We start from the raw sequence: 16,644 nt of genomic DNA, 5'->3' as shown, positions 1-16,644 counted from the left end.
GAATCCCCCCGCGTGCTCGACACCAGCGTTCCCGCTGTGCTGCTGCGGATCGACCCCAACCCCTTCCACCACGGAACGCTCGGCGCCGTCCGGTCACTCGGCCGCACGGGAGTGGACGTCCATGTGGTGGCCGCTTCTGCGGGAAGCCCCGTACGGCGGTCCAGATTCCTGAGCGGGGAGCATCCGCCGCCGGGCCCCGACGCCTCCCTGGAGGAGATCGGCGCCACGCTCCGCCGGGTCTCGGCGAGCGTCGCAGGACCCGCCGTCCTCATTCCCCTGGACGACGCGGGAGCCATTGCGGTGAGCCGCCTGCGCGAGGAACTCCTCACCCGCTACCTCCTGCCGGACCAGCCCGACGGCCTCACCGAACAGGTCGCCGACAAGGCGCAGCTGCCCGCGCTGTGCGAGGCCGCGGGCATCGCGCACCCGGCCACAGTCATCCCGGACGGCGCACAAGGCGCCCGCCGCGCCGTACGGGACCTCGGTGCGCCCGTCGTCGCCAAATGGAGCCGCCCCTGGCTCATCCAGCCGGGCAGCGGGCTGCGCAGCACGCTCGTGGTGCACAGCGAGCAGGAGGCGGCAGCCCTGTACAAGAGGGCCGAGGAGGCCGGCAGCCGGCTGCTGCTCCAGGCCTATCTGCCCGCCGGGGAAGGCCGCGACTGGTTCTTCCACGGGCACGTCGACCGCAGGGGCGTCGTGCGCGGCGGCGGCGCGGGCTGCAAGCACCGGTCCTGGCCGCGGGGCGCGGGCCTCACCGCGGTCGGCCGCTGGACCGCCAACCCCGAGCTGGAAGCCCTGGTCGACCGGCTCGTCACGGCACTGGGCTACCGCGGCATCCTCGACGTCGACTTCCGCGTGGACGCGCGGACCGGCCGGTACTGCCTTCTCGACTTCAACCCGCGCCCGGGCGCCCAGTTCCGGCCGTTCGCCGACGGCTCGGGCCTGGACGTCGTACGGGCCCTGCACCTCGACCTGACGTACCGGCGGCCGCCCGTGGCACGGGCCGCTCCCGGGCGGACGTTCGTGGTCGAGAACTATGCGCCGGTGAGCGCCCTGCGCAGCCTCGCCCGAGGGGCACTTCCGGCGCTGCCCTCGCAGCGCGGCGTACGGGCGCGCGGCGAACTCGCCTGGTACAGCGGCGACGACCCCATGCCGGGCATCGCCATGACGGGCCTGTGGTGCCGGCACGTGGCGGGCCGGCTCCTGCGCCCGGCGCCCGTGCCGCCCGCCCGCGCCGAGGCCCCGCCCGCCGTCACCGCCCTCGACGCGACACCCGTGATGGACGAAGAGAAAGCGAGCTGCTGATGCACGACCTGCTGATTGTCGGAGCGGGCCCCTACGGTCTGTCCATCGCCGCCCACGCGGCGGCAGCCGGCCTCGACGTGCGGGTCTTCGGCGACCCGATGGCATCGTGGCGCGACCACATGCCGCGGGGCATGTTCCTGAAGTCGGAGCCCTGGGCGTCCAACCTCTCCGCGCCGGACGGCCGGTTCGGTCTCGACGCGTACTGCGCGCTCCAGGGCACCACGGCCCGGCACGGCGAGCCTCTCCCGGTCGAGACGTTCTCCGCGTACGGCCTCTGGTTCGCGCGGCGGGCCGTGCCGCCCGTGGACGAGCGGATGGTGGAGTCCGTGGACTCCTGCCCCGGCGGATTCGACCTGCGCACCCAGGACGGGGAACTCTTCCGCACCCGCACGGTGGCCCTCGCCGTCGGCGTACTGCCCTTCGCGGAGATCCCCATGGCCCTGCGCGGCCTCGACCCCGCGTACGTGACCCACAGCAGCCACCACAGCGACCTGACGCGCTTCCGCGACCAGGACGTCACCGTCGTCGGAGCCGGGCAGGCGGCCCTGGAGACGGCGGCGCTCCTGTCCGAACAGGGCACGCGCGTAAGGATCGTGGCCCGCTCGCACGACCTGGCCTGGAACACGCTCCCGCCCCCGTGGGAGCGCCCCTGGTGGCAGAGCCTGCGCGCCCCGCACAGCGGCCTCGGCTGCGGCTGGCGCAACTGGTTCTACTCGGAACTGCCGGGCGCCTTCCGCCGGCTCCCCCACCGGACCCGCGCCCGCGTCTGCGCGACCGCGCTCGGGCCCGCGGGCGCCTGGTGGGTACGGGACCGGGTGACCGACCGCTTCGACATCCACCTCGGCCAGGAGATCCGGCACGCGAAGCCGTGGGGCGGCAGGCTGCGGATCACGACCTCGGAAACCAGCGCGGGCTCCTGGGCGGATCTCCCGCCGTTCGAGACGGACCACGTCATCGCGGCCACCGGGTTCCGGGCCACCTACGGCCGCATGGGGATGCTCGCCCCCGCGCTGCGGGCCGGCCTCGGCGCGGACCCGCACGCGACACCCCGCGTCGGGTCGGGCTTCGAGTCGCGCAGGCCGGGGCTCTTCCTCGCGGGACTGATGACCGCGGCGGACTTCGGCCCGTCGATGCGTTTCGTGCACGGAGCGTCGTTCACCGCGCCGCATCTCGTGGACGGGGTCCGACGACGGCTGCGCGGCGGGCGCCCCTCCGGCGGCCTCACCCTGCCGGGCAGCAGGTCGGCGCACGACCCGCTGACAGCGGCCGAACGCTGAACGGTCGGACAGGTGACCGGAGTTGCCGCGGGTGCGTTCGCGCCCGCGGCGTCCTTTGGAGTGAGGGTGCGGGCGAACGGGTGAATCAGTTCCGCAGCGGGGGCCGCCCGGTGGTGGACTGGCCCGGTTGTGAGACGGTCGGCTGCCTCCCCCGTCAGCCGTCGGCGACTACGCCGTGGGTTGGCAGCAAGCGGTTGAACGGCCCTCTCCGCCGGCCGGGAAGAACATGAAGGTCGGTTCTTCCCGGCCTGGCGTACGGCGACGGTGTTACCGGGTCGAGGCACGTCCCCGCCGGTAGAGGACCCCGCCGCCGATCAGCAGCCCCGCACTCGCCGCCGCTGCGGCCAGCAGATCCTGATCCGCCCCCGTGTGCGCCAACTGCGTTCGCCCGCCGGTGACATGGGTGCGCTGCACGGGAGGCTGCGCGTCCGGCGGGGTCAGACGCTGCACCGGGGCCGGGGGCTCGACGGTACGCACCGTGGGCGGAGGCACCTGGGAGATCTCCTCGGGGGTGGCCACGCCTGAGGAACAGTGGTTGCCCATCGCCGGGTTGGCCGCGCCGATCACGTTCCCGGAGTTCCCGCACGCGTTCACGGGAGCGTGCACGGGGGCCTGCACGGAGTTGCCCGAGAGGATGCCGGGCGACTGCCGCACATCGCTCTCGGCGTGCGCACCGCCCCCGGACATGTCGTCACCGCTGCCGTACTCGTCGCTCTCCGTACCGTGGACAGCGCCGCCGGCGGCCCGGTCGGAACCGCCGGTGCTGTCCGGCCGTGAACTCCCCTTGTTCTCACAGGAGTTGCCGAACGCCGGATTGAGCACGGCGACGACGTCGACCGTGTTGCCGCACGCGTTCACCGGGACGTCCAGCGGGGCCTGGACCGTATTGCCCGAAAGAATGCCGGGGGAGCCCGCCGCCTGCCCGTCCGCGCCCGACGCGGCGAACGCGCTGGAGCCCGGCAGGGACAGAATGCTCGTCGCGGCCGCAGCCGCGACCATTCCCAAGTTCAGGGCCTGTCGCATCTAGATTGTCTTCCTGCTCGCAGATGAAAGCCGGCCTTGGTGTACGAGACGCATCCAAGGCCGGCGGAGCCGCGGCCTGACGGCCGGGGCGCTGAATCAGTCGTCGTTGGCGCAGCCGTTGCCGAGCGCCGGGTTCAGCGCGCCGATCACGTCGACGGTGTTGCCGCACAGGTTGACCGGGATGTGGACCGGGACCTGCACCAAGTTGCCGGAGAGGACACCCGGCGAACCGACCGCGGCGCCCTCGGTACCGGCGTCGGCGAACGCCGGAGCGGCCATGCCCAGGGCCAGCACAGCGCCGGCGAGGATCGTTGCGCTCTTCTTGAGAATCACTCTCTTTACCCTTCTCTCGTCGTTCATGGATGAGGTCATTACCTCGGTGTGAAAACGAGCCGTGAGGCGGAAGGGAACTGAGCCGTCCGCGTTAAAGAAGCGCCCGGAAGCCCTCGGAATCGCCCCTGAGGCAAAGAAAACCGGGCCGCCGCGCCTGAGAAGGCGGGCGGCCCGGGTTCCCGGGACGGGTGGATCAGCCGTTGTTGGCGCCGTTCCCGGACAGGACCGGGATGTCGTCCACGATGTGCGACAGCGGCTCGTCGCCCTTGGCCTGCGTCGAGTTCTCCGCGCACTGCTGGTTCTGCGGGGCCGACAGGACGGAGACGTCCTGGACGGCGACCGGCACGAGCAGACCGAACAGCGGACCCACGTTGCCCTTGACCGGCAGACCGATGCAGGGCTTGTTCAGCGAGCCCTGGACCGCGCCGAGCTGCGGGCTCTGGTCACCGTCGGTCTTGGAGTTGCCGTACGCCTGCTGGGCGCCGTTGCCGCTCGCGGACGTCGTGCCGCTGTCGTCGCCGATGGCCAGCGCCTGGGGGGCGGCCGCAGCCGAGACGCCGACGACCGAAACGGCGACCGCGGCCGCTGCCATTGCCTTCTTAAGCATTTCCAGTTCCTTTTCGCACAGACGCCAGTTAACGCTGCCCGGACAACAGGGCCCCGGTCGAAATAGTTGCGGCACTTCACTCGGTCGGGCTGCGCGTGCGGAGAATGATCGGCCGATAGTCATTTATTCGACAATGTTCGGGTGAACCCGTCAGAGTGAACCGGAACAACCATGTGCGTAAATCTGAGTTGGGCAGGGAGCTCCCGGGTCGGGGGCAACGAGAAGGGAATTCATCATGATGAAGAAGGTCATGGCGGCTGCCGCAGTCGCCGCCTCGGTCGCCGGTATCTCGGCGGTCGCAGCCCCCCAGGCCATGGCGATCGGCAACGACGGTGGCACCACGTCCTTCAGCGGCAACGGTGCCGAGCAGGCCTACGGCAACTCCGCCACGTACGGCAGCATGAGCCCGCAGATGGCGCTCATCCAGGGCTCGCTCAACAAGCCCTGCATCGGTCTGCCGGCCAAGGCCAACGTCGGTTCGCTGGTCGGCCTCGTGCCGATCGCCGTGCAGGACGTCCCGATCCTGTCGGCGCCGCAGAACCAGCAGTGTGTCGAGAACTCCACCCAGGCCAAGGGTGACGAGCCGCTCTCGCACATCCTCGACAACATCCCGGTTCTGTCGGGCAACGGCGCGGCCAACAACTGAGCCGCGGCGTCATTCCGTTGGGTCGTCCACCTGACCGGCGACCCAACGGCCCTGGCCGTCGCGGGGCCAGATGTCCCGGGCGGCGATCTCGTCCCATTCCCGGTCGGGCAGCCCGGGAAGCGTTCTGCCCCGCCGCCTCCAGCTGTCGAGCAGCGCCCCGTAAAGGGGTTCGTCGATTCTGCATTCGGGCGACTCCCGGCTCTGTGGAATAAAGCCTTCGAGCGGTCGGCGGTTCTTGTTCTGAGGCACAGCACTTCGCCTTCCTCTGGGCGATCTCTGGCTTTCTGTTCCATCTTCCCCGGAAGCCGAAACGGTTCCCTTTAGGGCGAAAGAGTTACTTCCCGGCGGCGCGCGGGGCGGTCACCGTTCAAGTTATTTCGCTGGCATACGGTGCCGTCAGATCTGTCCCTCTGCTGTGGAGCGAATACGGTGACGAAACGCCCTTCACGAACCAGCCGTCGGAGAAATATTCGTCTGAGTGCGGCAGCCCTGGGAGTGCTCCTCGCGACGGCTGCTTCCGTGGCGGGTAATTCCGTTTCCGCGCTGCCCTACAGGATTCAGCGGGTCGATGCGTTCAACGGCGCTGTGAACCGCCCTGCCGAGGGCCCCGGCACCAATATTCTGCTCATGGGGACGGACGGCCGGGACACCATCACGAGCCAGGAGAAGAAGAAGTTCCACGCGGGTGGAGTCGCCTGCAACTGCACCGACTCGCTGATGCTGATCCATGTCTCGCAGCGGCGTGACCGGGTCAGCGTGGTCAGCCTCCCCAGGGACTCGTTGGCGCAGATCCCCGCAGACCGGGACCCGGGCACCGGGGAGGAGTACCCCGCGCACCCCGCGAAGATCAACGCGGCCTTCCAGCAGGGCGGCCCCGCGCTCGCGGTCCGCACGGTGGAGGCCGTGACGGACGTCAGGGTCGACCACTATCTGCAGATCGACTTCAGACGGTTCATCGACAGCGTGAACGCGGTCGAGGGGGTGGACGTCTGCACCTCCAGGCGGCTGTCCGACTCGGCCACCAAGCTCGACCTCCGCCCCGGCCGGCACCGCCTCGGGGGCGGTCAGGCCTTGCAGTACGTCCGCTCGCGCCATGTGGACGCAAGCGCCGACCTGGGGCGGATCCAGCGCCAGCACCGTTTCCTGATCAGTGTCATGCACAGACTCGCCACCCGCGGGATCCTCGCTGATCCGGCCAGGGCGATCGGCCTGGCGCAAACGGTGCTCGGTGCCACGAAGGTCGACCAGGGGTTCACGCCGGAGGAACTCGTCTCCCTCGCCACCGACCTGAGCCGGCTGTCCCCTGCGCAGTCCGAGTTCACCTCCGTGCCCATCGCCGGGTTCAACCCGGTCATCGAAGGCGTCGGTTCGACGCTGGAGTGGGACAAGGCGGCGGCGAAGAAGATGTTCGCCACGCTCAACAAGGACGGGTCCCTCACCCCGCACAACTCCACCGTGAAGCCTTCCGACCCCCCGCGCATCGGGGACGAGACGGCGGTGCGCGGGAACACGCTGGCCTGTTCCTGAAGGCAAGTGCGCTGGGCCAATCGGGTTGCACCGCGAAACCGCATCAGCCCGGCTCAGTTGATGACCATGCGGCTCCGTGACCGGAGCCCGCCGATTGAAGGGATTCATCATGAAGAAGCTGTGGGCAACCGCGGCCATCGCTGCCTCCGTCGCTGGTATGTCGGCAGTCGCCGCCCCCCAGGCCCTCGCCATCGGGGACGACTCGGGCACGACGTCCGCGAGCGGCAACGGCGCCCAGCAGGCGTTCGGCAACTCCTCGACGCACGGCGACATGAGCCCGCAGCTCGGGCTCGTCCAGGGCTCGCTCAACAAGCCCTGCATCGGTCTGCCGGCCAAGGCCAACGTCGGTTCGCTGGTCGGCGCCGTGCCGATCGCCGTGCAGGACGTCCCGATCCTGTCGGCGCCGCAGAACCAGCAGTGTGTCGAGAACTCCACCCAGGCCAAGGGTGACGAGCCGCTGTCGCACATCCTGGACGACATCCCGGTCCTGTCCGGCAACGGCGTCGGCAACGACTAGCAGCCGTGAAAGCGGGGGCAACCGGTATCCGGTTGCCCCCGCTTTTCTGTGCCCGTTCTTTTCTGTGCCCGGACTTCGCAGTCCGGATGCCGGCCGGCTGCCCTAGCTGATCGACGGCAGAAGACCCGTCACCGGGGCGACGAGGTCGGTGACCTGGTGCAGCTCGTTCAGCCGGTTCAGGCCGCCGAGCTGCTCGTTCACCGAGGGGATCTCGGCCTTGTGCTCGGCCGGGACGGCGCTGGTGGTGATGTCGTCGAGGCTGATCGGCTTCATGCCGCCGAGGGGACCGACCGGAGCGGCCTCGGCCGCGGGCATGGCGAGAGCGGAGGCGCCGGCGGCCAGAGCGACCGCGGCGAGAACACGTCGTGTGGAGATCATGCCTTCAGCAACGGCCGACGAGCGCCGGGGGAAACGGGCGTGACGGCCCGCCCACCCGAGAGGCGTACCCAAGTCGTACGCAATCGCCCGTCGGCTTGACGAGCCCTTCGGCCGGGGGCGTATGACGTCTGGCGTATGACCTCGCCTCTCGCAGGGAGCCTCTCGCAGGAACGGGGTCGGCCGTGTGCCGGTTGCACCCGGTACTCGGTCGGAACTGAGTACCAGCACTCTGGTCGGTCATCGTGTGAGCCGGAACGCTTGGCCCATGGACATGAATGAGCGACTGCCGAAGCGAACGTTCCACCTGCCGGCGACCATCGCGCTGGCCGGGGTCGCGGTCGCGGCGTGGGCCGGCTGGCTGGGCTGGGACCAACAACGTGACGTGCACCCCGACGGCTCGGTGACCGGACCGTACGAGGCGTGGCAGGTGATCGGCCTCGTACTGACCCTGCTGGCGCCGGTGTACTGGGCGGCGTCCCGGCGCTACGGCGTGGCCGCGGTGCTCGGCCCCACGGCCGGCCTCACGGTGGCCGCCTACGTCGACTGGTCCGACGACGCCAGCGGCCTCTTCGTGATCGGCGTGGGACTTGTCATGGTGGGGAGCCTCGCCGTGACCGCGGCGCTCACCGCGGTGATCACTTCCCTGACGGGACGCGGCCCGAACGGCCGGGCAGTCGCCGCTGGGTAGCGTGCTGAACGTCGAGGGGAGTGCTACTCGGGGGCGATCTCCGTGATCAGTTTCCGGATCAGGGACTCGATCTCGTCGCGGATGGGTCGTACGGCGGCGACGCCCTGACCGGCGGGGTCGTGGAGCTTCCAGTCGAGGTAGCGCTTCCCGGGGAAGACGGGGCAGGTGTCGCCGCAGCCCATGGTGATGACGACGTCGGAGGCCCGGACGGCTTCGACGGTGAGAATCTTGGGTGCCTCGGCGGAGATGTCGACGCCGGCCTCGCGCATGGCTTCCACAACAGCGGGGTTGACTGTGTCGGCGGGCGCGGATCCCGCGGAGCGGACCTCGACGCGGTCACCGGCGAGGTGGGTGAGCCAGGCGGCCGCCATCTGGGAACGCCCGGCGTTGTGGACGCAGACGAAGAGCACGGAGGGCTTGGGTTCAGACACGGGAGGGGCCTTCCTGGGCCGCGACGGGTTCGGGTGTGGTGTCCGGTCCGGCCGCCGTGGTGTCCGGCTCGGCGGTCGCGGGGCCGGGCCGGGGGAAGTGGCGGCGGGCGGCCAGGGCTACGTGGACGAGGCCGATGAGGACGGGCACCTCGATCAGCGGACCGACGACGCCGGCGAGTGCCTGGCCGCTGGTGGCGCCGAAGGTGGCGATGGCGACGGCGATGGCGAGCTCGAAGTTGTTCCCGGCGGCGGTGAAGGCGAGTGTGGTGGCGCGCGCGTGATCGAGGCCGACTGCCTTGCCGAGGGCCATGGCTCCGGTCCACATGACGGCGAAGTACACCAGCAGCGGCAGCGCGATGCGGGCGACGTCCAGCGGCTGGGAAACGATCGCGTCGCCCTGGAGAGCGAACAGCACCACGATGGTGAACAGCAGCCCGTACAGGGCGAACGGTCCGATACGCGGGATCAGCTTCGCCTCGTACCAAGCGCGGCCCTTGGCCTTCTCGCCCAACCGACGGGTCAGGAATCCGGCGAGCAGCGGGATGCCGAGGAAGATCAGGACGCTGCGGGCGATCTCCCACACGGACACGTCGAGCGCGGTCTGTTCCAGGCCGAGCAGGCCGGGGAGCACGGAGAGGTAGAACCAGCCGAGCAGGCTGAACGCCACTACCTGGAAAAGGGAGTTGAGGGCGACCAGGACGGCGGCGGCCTCGCGGTCGCCGCAGGCGAGGTCGTTCCAGATGACGACCATGGCGATGCAGCGCGCGAGGCCGACGACGATCAGGCCGGTGCGGTACGCGGGCAGGTCCGGCAGGAAGGTCCAGGCGAGCGCGAACATCAGCGCGGGGCCGAGCACCCAGTTCAGGACCAGGGACGGAATGAGCAGGCGGCGGTCGCGCGTGACGGTGCCGAGACGGTCGTAACGGACTTTCGCGAGCACCGGATACATCATCACGAGCAGGCCCAGCGCGATCGGCAACGAGACGCCGGTGACGGTGACCCTGGCGAGGGCGTCGCCGAGGCCGGGAACGAGGCGGCCCATGCCGAGGCCTGCGGCCATCGCGGCGAGGATCCACACCGCGAGGTAGCGGTCCACGAAGGACAGCCGTCCTGCCGCCGGTGCCGTGGTGGTGCTGTCACTCACGAGGATGCCTCGGCGGCGCCCGAGGCCGCGTGCTGTCCAGGCCGTTCGGGCCGTTCGGGCCGTTCGGGCCGGGTGAGGATGCCGGCGAGCTTGTCCGTCATCTCCGGCAGGAGCCAGTAGTAGACCCACGTCCCGCGCCGCTCGCAGTCGATGAGGCCGGCCTGCCGCAGCAGCTTGAGGTGGTGGGAGATCGTCGGCTGGGAGAGGTCGAACGCCGGGGTCAGATCACAGACGCAGATCTCGCCGCCCTCGCGTGTCGCGATCATCGACAGCAGCCGCAGCCGGACGGGGTCGCCAAGAGCCTTGAAAACTCTGGCCAGTTCAACGGCCTGCTCGTCGTCCAGCGGAGCGGCCAGCAGCCCGGGGCAGCATCCGTCGTCCGCGTCGCACGCGTTGTCCTGGTCGCACGCGTTGTCCGCGTCGCCGTTCGCCTGGTCGAGCACCACCAGCTCTTGTTTCGACATCCCTCTATATTGACGGGCTTCGATTTAGAGCGCAAGGTGGTGGCGAAGGACTGCATCACCCCGACCCATGCGGTCGCCGACGGCATGTACGCGGCCATCGTCCGAGCCGCCAAGCCCGCCGCCGGAGCCATAACCGGTCGTGCGACTTGGGCAACCGGCTAGCACGAACCGCCCCGGCCGAGCTCGGCTCGTATACGCGTACACACCTCTTCGACGGCTGCCTCGCCCGGCACGCTATTCGCCTCGAACATGGCCAACTGGAGCACCGGACCATAGGCGTTGTATCTGGTCATGTCGGAACGGCCCACGGGCTGTACGACGAAGTGAAGGTGGCCGGGGACGGCGTCGGCGTGGGACCACAGACAGACATAGACCTGGTCCGGGTTCATGACGGCGGTCACCGCCGCGCTCGTCCGCTGCAGCAAGGGGCCGAGCTCCGCGGATTCGCTTCCGGTCAGGTCGGACACATGCAGCACGTGCCTGACAGGCATGACCGCCAGGGTGCCCAGCCCCAGCGGCCCCTTCGAATGCTGGACGACCCAACTCGCCGTCCGGAGAAGCGTTCCACCCGCAAGCGGCTCGTCCCCGTGGATGAAACTGCACGCCATGCACTCGGCACCGGCCATCTGCCCGCCTTCCCAGCGGTTGTCGGGGCCCGCACTGTAACCAGCGGTCGGCCGGCTCCGGTCGGCCGGCTCCGGCCGGGCAGGTTCCCCGCGCCATAGGAAATCCCTATGGCGCCTGCTGGTATTTCGTCTTTGCCTCTCGCTCTTTTCCGTACGTACCGTGAAACAGCTCGACGAGGTGCTCACCGCCATTTCTCCGGAATTTCGCGCTCTGCGCACCTCGATCCTTCTTCTGTCGAGCGGACCATTACGCGAATCGAGAGGGCCGGTGGCATGACCGCGATCGAGAACGGAACGGGAACGCGAGAACTCGAGGGAAAGCGGGCCCTGGTCACGGGTGGTTCTCGCGGCATCGGGGCGGCCGTCGTCCGCCAGCTCCTGGACGCGGGCGCCGAAGTGCTCACGACCGCCAGGTCGGCGACGGCCACGGTGCCGGAGGGGGCCGCCTTCGTGGTGGCCGACGTGCGGACGCGGGCCGGCGCGGAGGCGCTCGCCGCGGCGGCGCAGGAGGTGCTCGGCGGGGTGGACGTTTTGGTCCACAACGCGGGTGGGGCACGACCGTACGAGGGCGCCTCGGCCATCCCCGACGAGGAGTGGCAGGACGCGCTGGACCTGAACTTCCTGGCGTCGGTGCGGCTGGACTCGCTGCTGGTGCCGGGGATGCGGGACCGGCGTTCGGGGGCGATCGTGCACGTCTCCTCGGCCGCGGTCCCCACCGTGGCACCACCGTTCCTGCACTACACGGCGGCGAAGGCGGCGCTGGAGAACTACAGCAGGGGACTCGCCTCGGAGCTGGCCCCGTTCGGAATCCGGGTCAACACCGTGTCTCCTGGCAGAACCGCCACCCCCGGCGGCGAGGCGACGCGGGAGCAGTGGGCGGAGGTGTCCGCGCGCATGGACGCGGCGCCGGGCCAGACCAACGCCGACGACACCGCGCCACTGGGGCGCGACGGTCAGCCCGACGACATCGCCGACGCGGTGCTGTTCCTCTTGTCCGACCGCGCGAGCTGGCTCACCGGGAGCAAACTCGTCGTGGACGGCGGCGAATTCCCCAGGGGCTGACGCCGACGGGATTCCGGAACGGCCCGGAACGGAACTGAGTGGAACGCCATTTCCGGCAATGGAATTCAGCGGCGCCGGCTATCTTCTCCGCCGTCAGGAAACCGGTGACCTGGGACCTACCGGAATTAGGTGACCCGTCAGGAAACCGCCGAGAAGAAGGCGGAGTCGGACCAGGTCTCCTGACGCAGGCATTCGAGCAGGGCCGTCTCGGCCGGGCCCGCGCCGGGCCGGACCACGGCGATGACGGGCTGGGACACGACCGGGAACACCGGGCGTACGAGGTGCTCGTAACCGTGAGGCACCGCGGAGGCCGGGACGAGCGTCACCCCGAGGCCGTGGGCGGCCCAGCGCACGGCCGTCGCCGCCTGGGACACGCGGGCGGCCGTGGTCGGGACCGGCGCGTTGCCCCGCAGCACGTTCAGCAGTACGCCGTCGAGCGCGCTGTCGCGGTCGAACCTCACCCAGGGCTCTCCCGCCAGCTCGCGCAGCTCGACCCGGTCCGCGGAGAGCAGCCGGTGCCCGGTGCCAAGGACCACGACGAACTCCTCGTCGCCGAGGTGGTGGGCGTCGGCGGGGCTCCGCTCGCACGCCGCCATCAGGGCGAGGTTCAGCACGCCCCGGCGGCACAGCCGCTCCAGCTCGGCGGAGCTGGGCTCCTCGAAGACGGTGACCTCAAGCCGCGGGAAGCGGCGGCGCAGCGCGGCGAGGGCGCCCGGCAGCTGCCGCGTGCCGAAACCCATCTGCACGGCGACGACCAGCTCGCCCACCAGGTCAGCGGCACCGCCCCGCGCCGTCGCCCTCGCCCGCCGTGCCGCGCTCACCGCGACCTCCGCCTCCCGCAGGAACGCGCGGCCGACCACGGTGGGCACCAGTCCGGTCGGCGTGCGGGCGAACAGTTCCACGCCGAGTTCCCGCTCCAGGCCGCGGATCTGCTGGGACACCGACGGTTGAGCGACGCGCAGCAGCTCCGCCGCCGCGGTCACCGAGCCCTCCTCGGCAACGGCCAGGGCGTACTCGAACTGACGAAGGCTCATCGGCTCCCGTCTCCTCCCTGCGGTGATCACGGCCACGGTCACGGCCACGGTCCACGCCGCCGCCATCGATGCCTCGACGTCATCGCAAGTAACCCAGCGCGGCCGGTGGAGATTCCCGCAGGACTGGCGTGCCTGCGCGACCCGCCGCACACCGAAGTGCGTCCGCTGCAGAAGGCCCTTTACCAGGGGCGTCAAGTGGGTGATGCTGACCCGGCGTTGGAGGGATGGCCGACACGGTAGGGGCCGGTCGGTACGGAGGGGGAGGCCGCGGTGGTGCGCGTAGTGCTGCTTGGACCGGTTCAGGTGTACGCCGATGATGTGACGCCGGTCGAGGTGGGTGGCGTCCGGCTGCGGATGCTCCTCGCCAGGCTGGCCCTGGAAGAGGGCCGGACGGTGTCCGTCGACTCGCTCGTCGACGGCCTGTGGGGAGATGAGCAGCCGCCCGCCGACGCGGCCAACGCGCTGCAGGCGCTGGTGTCCCGGCTGCGCCGGGCGCTGCGCGGGTCCGCTGCGGTGGAGACCGAGAAGTACGGCTACCGGCTCGCCGTGCGGGCCGAGGACGTGGACGTCCATCGCTTCGAGGATCTGGCCGCCCGGGGCAGACGGGAACTCGCGGGCGGGCGGGCCGGTGAGGCGGCCTCGCTGCTCGCCGCGGCGCTCGGGCTGTGGCAGGGCGCGGCGCTCGCCGACGTCCTCGACGCCCCGTTCGCCGGGCCCGTGGCGACCCGGCTCGACGATCTGCGGACCGCGGCGGCCGAGGACCGCTGCGACGCCGAGCTGCGGCTCGGGCGGTACTCGGAGGTGCTGGCCGACCTCGAAGCGGCCGGCGCCGAGCGGCCGTTGAGCGAGCGGGTCGCCGGGCTGCGGATGCGGGCGCTGGCCGCGGCCGGCCGGCAGTCCGACGCCCTCGCGGTGTACGAGGCGATACGGGTGCGCCTCGACGACGAACTCGGCGTCGTTCCGTCGGCCGAGCTGCGGGAGACCCATCTGGCCCTGCTGCGCGGCGAGTTGGAGGCGCCGGCCGAGCGCGCCGAGGCCGCCCCGAGCCGCCTTCCGGCCAGGCTGACCAGCTTCGTCGGCCGTGGCGATGAGCTGAGCCGGGTCGGCGGGCAGTTGGACCGCGGCCGACTCGTCACCATCGTCGGCCCCGGTGGCGCGGGCAAGACCCGGCTTTCCCTCGAAGCGGCCACCCGGGACCGCGCCCACGCACGTGGCCGGGTCTGGTTCGTACCGCTCGCCGGCGTGAGCGCACCGGACCAGCTGGCCGACGCGGTGCTCGGAGCCCTCAGCTCCACCGACGGCCGCCTCTACGAAGCCGGCCAGGGCCGGCGGGCCACGCCGGTCGAGCGCATGGCCGGGCTCCTCGGCAGCGGCGACGCCCTGCTCCTGCTCGACAACTGCGAGCACCTCGTCGACGCGGCCGCCGGACTCGCCGCGGAACTCCTCGACCAGCTCCCGGAGCTGCGCATACTCACCACCAGCCGCGAGGCCCTCGCCATCACCGGCGAGTCCCTGTGCCACCTCGGCCCGCTCGACGTACCGACGGGATCACCGGAGCCCGACGAGGCCGCGCAGTCGCCCGCCGTCCGCCTCTTCGTCGACCGGGCCGCCGGAGTCCGGCCGGACTTCACGCTCGACGCCTCGACCCTCGACGCCGTGGTCGAGATCTGCCGACGGCTCGACGGGATGCCGCTCGCCCTCGAACTGGCCGCGGCCAAGCTCCGCTCGATGAGCGTCGAGCAGATCGCGCGCCGCCTCGACGACCGCTTCCGCCTCCTCGTCTCGGGCAGCCGCACCGCGCTCCCACGCCAGCGCACCCTGCTCGCGCTCGTCGAGTGGAGCTGGGACCTGCTCGACGAGCCCGAGCGGATCCTCGCCCGCAGACTCTCGGTGTTCCCGGGCGGCGCGACGGTCCCCGCGCTCGAAGCGGTCTGCGCGGACCCGTCGCTACCGTCCGCCGACATCCCGTACGTCCTGGACGTCCTGGTCGAGAAGTCGCTGGTCCACACGGTCGACGACGGGGTGGGCGAGCCGCGCTACCGGATGCTCGAAACGGTACGCGCGTACGCGGCGAGGCAGCTCGCCGAAGCTGAGCCCGGGAACGCCGTCACCCAGCGCTATGCCACGTACTTCCTGGCCCTCGCGGAAGAACACGAACCCCGCCTCCGCACCCACGAACAGCTGCGCGCGATCGAGGTCTTCGACGCCGAGCACGACAACCTCGTCCTCGCCCTGCGCTCGACCGTCGACGGCGGGGACGGGAACCTGGCCGCACGCTTCGCCGGAGCCCTGTCCTGGTACTGGGGGATCAGGGGGATGAGCACCCAGCTCGACACGTACCTGGCGGAGGCCGCCGGCCTTGACTCCGTACACGCCGGGAGCGGTCAACGTCCGCCCGCCGAGGGCGAGTCGGCGACGGCGCGGGAGTTCCACCCGGCCGCGCTGCTCCTGCGGATGTCCCGTGTCGCTTCCGCGTCCCCCGCGAGCGCGTCCGGACCCGGCGCGGCCACGGACCAGGACCCCCTCGACTCGCCCGACCCCTGGGTCCGGGCCACCGCCCACCTGGCACGGGACTTCGCCCTCACCGAACAGGGCGACCTGGTCACCGGCGCCGAGTCCCGCCTGGCGGCCCTGCGCGGCTTCGAGCAGGTCGGCGACCGCTGGGGTCTGGTGATGAGCCTGCTCCCGATCGGCCGCGACCACTCCCTGCGCGGCGAGTACGCCCAGGCCATCGCCACGTTCGAACGGACCGTGGTCCTCAGCTCCGAACTCGGCACCGAGGACTACCTCTACCTCAGCAAGGCCAGACTCGCCCGCGAACGCCGGCGCAGCGGCGACCTGGAAGGCGCCTTCCGTGATCTGCGCGCCGCGCACCGGCAGGCCCGCGAACGCGGACATCTGCGCCTGGAGGCCAACATCCTCGTGGGCCTGGCCAATGTCCACCGCAGGGCCGGTGACCTGGCGCAGTCCGACGCGACCCTGGACCGCCTGGAGGCGCTGAGCGCCCGGCGCCCCTCCCTCGCGGGACTGGCCCGCGACCTGATCGTCAGCACCCGCATCGAGAACCGTCTCGCCGAGGGGGACGCCGAGGCGGCCAGGGCCCTGCTGCCGGAGGCGGCCGGCGCCCTGCTCGGCCAAGGGGCGGGCGCCGCGCTCGCCTGGGTCGCCGAACTGCTCGGCGGACTAAGGCTGTTGGAGGGCGATCCCGAGGACGGCGCCAGATCGTTCGGAATGAGCCAGGTGATGCGCGGCGCCTTCGACCGGGGCGAGCCGGAGTGGCGCGAGGTGATCGACCGCATCGTGGCGACGCTGGGCGAGGAGGGCTTCAAGCAGGCGTACGAGGAAGGGGCCGCGTGCTCCCGTGAGGACGCGCTGCGCCGGCTGGAGACGGAGACCTTGCGGGCGGTGGAGCGGGCCTGAGGGGGTGCGGGCGCGGGCCTGAGGGCGGGCGCGGACGACTGGGAAGCCGGGCGGGGGGGGGGGCGCGGGGGGGGGGGGCCCCCCCCGGGGGGGGGGGGGGGGGTTGGGGGGGGGGTCGCCCCAACAACAACCGCGCCGCGCGGGGGGGGGGGGCCGGGGCCC

The 16,644-nt window shown here is 71.3% G+C and carries 18 protein-coding genes; 8 read left to right on the top strand and 10 right to left on the bottom strand.

The genetic code is table 11. The annotated features are described in order from the left end of the window. The first annotated feature begins 12 nt into the window (after nucleotides 1-12). Nucleotides 13-1,305 (top strand): ATP-grasp domain-containing protein, encoded by a 1,293-nt coding sequence (locus ACIPWY_RS13060; RefSeq protein WP_401533131.1) that lies wholly within the window; start codon nucleotides 13-15, stop codon nucleotides 1,303-1,305. Continuing rightward, nucleotides 1,305-2,582, top strand: a complete 1,278-nt coding sequence (locus ACIPWY_RS13055) for an NAD(P)-binding domain-containing protein (RefSeq protein ID WP_393699529.1) — start codon at nucleotides 1,305-1,307, stop codon at nucleotides 2,580-2,582. Before ACIPWY_RS13060 ends, ACIPWY_RS13055 begins: the two co-directional genes overlap by 1 nt. 267 nt (nucleotides 2,583-2,849) lie before the next feature. Here the strand turns inward: ACIPWY_RS13055 and ACIPWY_RS13050 are convergent, their stop codons facing one another. The 3 genes from ACIPWY_RS13050 to ACIPWY_RS13040 all read right to left on the bottom strand — a co-directional run bounded on the left by ACIPWY_RS13050 (nucleotide 2,850) and on the right by ACIPWY_RS13040 (nucleotide 4,545). Further along, nucleotides 2,850-3,605 carry a chaplin gene (locus ACIPWY_RS13050; protein ID WP_393699531.1) on the bottom strand — a complete coding sequence of 252 codons (756 nt, stop codon included), beginning with the start codon at nucleotides 3,603-3,605 and terminating at the stop codon, nucleotides 2,850-2,852. Between the two features lie 96 nt (nucleotides 3,606-3,701). Beyond that, on the bottom strand, nucleotides 3,702-3,965 hold the full coding sequence (locus ACIPWY_RS13045) for a chaplin (protein ID WP_390017197.1): 264 nt from the start codon (nucleotides 3,963-3,965) through the stop codon (nucleotides 3,702-3,704). Nucleotides 3,966-4,131: 166 nt separating this feature from the next. Further along, entirely contained in the window at nucleotides 4,132-4,545 is a 414-nt protein-coding gene (locus ACIPWY_RS13040) for a rodlin (RefSeq protein WP_362901121.1), read from the bottom strand. Between the two features lie 235 nt (nucleotides 4,546-4,780). On the opposite strand from ACIPWY_RS13040, the gene ACIPWY_RS13035 reads away from it, so the two are divergent. Beyond that, nucleotides 4,781-5,191 carry a rodlin gene (locus tag ACIPWY_RS13035; RefSeq protein WP_362901119.1) on the top strand — a complete coding sequence of 137 codons (411 nt, stop codon included), beginning with the start codon at nucleotides 4,781-4,783 and terminating at the stop codon, nucleotides 5,189-5,191. 9 nt (nucleotides 5,192-5,200) lie between these two features. Here ACIPWY_RS13035 and ACIPWY_RS13030 read toward each other — a convergent pair whose 3' ends face one another. Continuing rightward, complete coding sequence (locus ACIPWY_RS13030) at nucleotides 5,201-5,440, bottom strand: hypothetical protein (RefSeq protein WP_362901117.1); 240 nt, start codon at nucleotides 5,438-5,440, stop codon at nucleotides 5,201-5,203. 336 nt (nucleotides 5,441-5,776) lie between these two features. On the opposite strand from ACIPWY_RS13030, the gene ACIPWY_RS13025 reads away from it, so the two are divergent. Next, nucleotides 5,777-6,718: an LCP family protein gene (locus tag ACIPWY_RS13025; RefSeq protein WP_362901115.1), complete on the top strand. Its 942-nt coding sequence runs from the start codon at nucleotides 5,777-5,779 to the stop codon at nucleotides 6,716-6,718. Between the two features lie 109 nt (nucleotides 6,719-6,827). Continuing rightward, nucleotides 6,828-7,235 carry a rodlin gene (locus ACIPWY_RS13020; RefSeq protein ID WP_362901113.1) on the top strand — a complete coding sequence of 136 codons (408 nt, stop codon included), beginning with the start codon at nucleotides 6,828-6,830 and terminating at the stop codon, nucleotides 7,233-7,235. A gap of 102 nt (nucleotides 7,236-7,337) precedes the next feature. Here ACIPWY_RS13020 and ACIPWY_RS13015 read toward each other — a convergent pair whose 3' ends face one another. Then, nucleotides 7,338-7,613: a hypothetical protein gene (locus ACIPWY_RS13015; RefSeq protein ID WP_362901112.1), complete on the bottom strand. Its 276-nt coding sequence runs from the start codon at nucleotides 7,611-7,613 to the stop codon at nucleotides 7,338-7,340. A 271-nt stretch (nucleotides 7,614-7,884) separates the two neighbouring features. On the opposite strand from ACIPWY_RS13015, the gene ACIPWY_RS13010 reads away from it, so the two are divergent. Further along, on the top strand, nucleotides 7,885-8,301 hold the full coding sequence (locus ACIPWY_RS13010) for a hypothetical protein (RefSeq protein ID WP_362901470.1): 417 nt from the start codon (nucleotides 7,885-7,887) through the stop codon (nucleotides 8,299-8,301). 23 nt (nucleotides 8,302-8,324) lie between these two features. Here the strand turns inward: ACIPWY_RS13010 and ACIPWY_RS13005 are convergent, their stop codons facing one another. From ACIPWY_RS13005 to ACIPWY_RS12990, 4 genes are all read right to left on the bottom strand, one after another. Next, the gene (locus tag ACIPWY_RS13005) at nucleotides 8,325-8,732 is read right to left on the bottom strand and encodes an arsenate reductase ArsC (protein ID WP_362901110.1); all 408 of its coding nucleotides are present in this window, start codon (nucleotides 8,730-8,732) and stop codon (nucleotides 8,325-8,327) included. After that, nucleotides 8,725-9,876: an ACR3 family arsenite efflux transporter gene (arsB, locus tag ACIPWY_RS13000; RefSeq protein ID WP_393699537.1), complete on the bottom strand. Its 1,152-nt coding sequence runs from the start codon at nucleotides 9,874-9,876 to the stop codon at nucleotides 8,725-8,727. Before arsB ends, ACIPWY_RS13005 begins: the two co-directional genes overlap by 8 nt. Then, nucleotides 9,873-10,340 carry an ArsR/SmtB family transcription factor gene (locus tag ACIPWY_RS12995; protein WP_393699539.1) on the bottom strand — a complete coding sequence of 156 codons (468 nt, stop codon included), beginning with the start codon at nucleotides 10,338-10,340 and terminating at the stop codon, nucleotides 9,873-9,875. The genes arsB and ACIPWY_RS12995 overlap by 4 nt, the downstream gene beginning before the upstream one ends. 158 nt (nucleotides 10,341-10,498) lie before the next feature. Further along, complete coding sequence (locus ACIPWY_RS12990) at nucleotides 10,499-10,831, bottom strand: hypothetical protein (protein WP_362901104.1); 333 nt, start codon at nucleotides 10,829-10,831, stop codon at nucleotides 10,499-10,501. 408 nt (nucleotides 10,832-11,239) lie between these two features. Here ACIPWY_RS12990 and ACIPWY_RS12985 point away from each other — a divergent pair, with 408 nt between their 5' ends. Beyond that, nucleotides 11,240-12,028 (top strand): SDR family oxidoreductase, encoded by a 789-nt coding sequence (locus ACIPWY_RS12985; protein WP_393699542.1) that lies wholly within the window; start codon nucleotides 11,240-11,242, stop codon nucleotides 12,026-12,028. A 137-nt stretch (nucleotides 12,029-12,165) separates the two neighbouring features. Here ACIPWY_RS12985 and ACIPWY_RS12980 read toward each other — a convergent pair whose 3' ends face one another. Continuing rightward, nucleotides 12,166-13,062, bottom strand: coding sequence for a LysR family transcriptional regulator (locus ACIPWY_RS12980; RefSeq protein WP_362901101.1), 897 nt, complete (start codon nucleotides 13,060-13,062; stop codon nucleotides 12,166-12,168). 282 nt (nucleotides 13,063-13,344) lie between these two features. Between ACIPWY_RS12980 and ACIPWY_RS12975 the strand changes: the two genes are divergently transcribed. Next, nucleotides 13,345-16,482, top strand: a complete 3,138-nt coding sequence (locus ACIPWY_RS12975) for a BTAD domain-containing putative transcriptional regulator (RefSeq protein WP_393699545.1) — start codon at nucleotides 13,345-13,347, stop codon at nucleotides 16,480-16,482. The last annotated feature ends 162 nt before the right edge of the window (nucleotides 16,483-16,644 follow it).

It is taken from the genome of Streptomyces sp. NPDC090032 (assembly GCF_044748025.1).
Lineage (GTDB): Bacteria > Actinomycetota > Actinomycetes > Streptomycetales > Streptomycetaceae > Streptomyces.
Note: the sequence above shows the minus strand (reverse complement) of the source record. Positions and strands in the feature narration are given on the sequence as shown.